This window comes from Brucella sp. TWI559, from assembly GCF_039674265.1.
Lineage (GTDB): Bacteria > Pseudomonadota > Alphaproteobacteria > Rhizobiales > Rhizobiaceae > Brucella > Brucella chromiisoli.
In genome coordinates this window covers 1-606 of record NZ_JBDJNE010000071.1, presented here as the reverse complement: position 1 = coordinate 606, position 606 = coordinate 1, and the positions used below count along the sequence as shown (strand labels likewise).

The following is a 606-nucleotide window of genomic DNA, read 5'->3' as shown; positions in this document are numbered from 1 at the left end:
CGGAAATGACAGCTTCAGGTTCAAAAACAGTTCCGCTCAGGAACCAAAACGAGCAAAGGAATACACGAAACTTGACCGTGAATAAAAACCCGAACATTAATTAAAAGGCGGCTCAATTCTCAGCGGCAATCAACAACCTTGAACTTCTGCGGCCGTATCTTATGGCGTTGAGCGGCGTTGTGTTTGAAAGGCATGAACCTGACCCCGAAGACGAAACGAAAACGGCTAAAGCCTAATTCTCTAAGTTCAGTAAACCGGAACGCCTTCTTTCACCAACGCCAGGATCCTGTGCGGAAGCGCCACAGAATTCCATTGAGTACCATGCGATCATCGACGCGGGGTACACCACAAGGTTTGCATGGCAACGGCGGCGCAATAATCAACCATTCGCGCTCTGTACGTTCATAGCGGCGGCGTGACATGAAAGACCTCCGAATCCGAGACCTTTGAATCACTAATACATTCAAATAGCTAGACTATTTATGAGTGCACGACCTAAAATTTCTAAATCGCCTGCCTCTATGGAGCATCGCTCCGTCCACCCCAGAGATGAGATCGCGGCTCTGCGCACAGCCGCGATTATCAAACCCTATTTGCACCAGAAAC

At 48.8% G+C, this 606-nt stretch carries 1 pseudogene; it reads right to left on the bottom strand.

The window, feature by feature from the left end:
- Positions 1-281: 281 nt before the first annotated feature.
- Positions 282-422 (bottom strand): annotated as a pseudogene (locus tag ABE530_RS19645) (IS5/IS1182 family transposase); the annotation flags it as partial.
- Positions 423-606 lie beyond the last annotated feature (184 nt).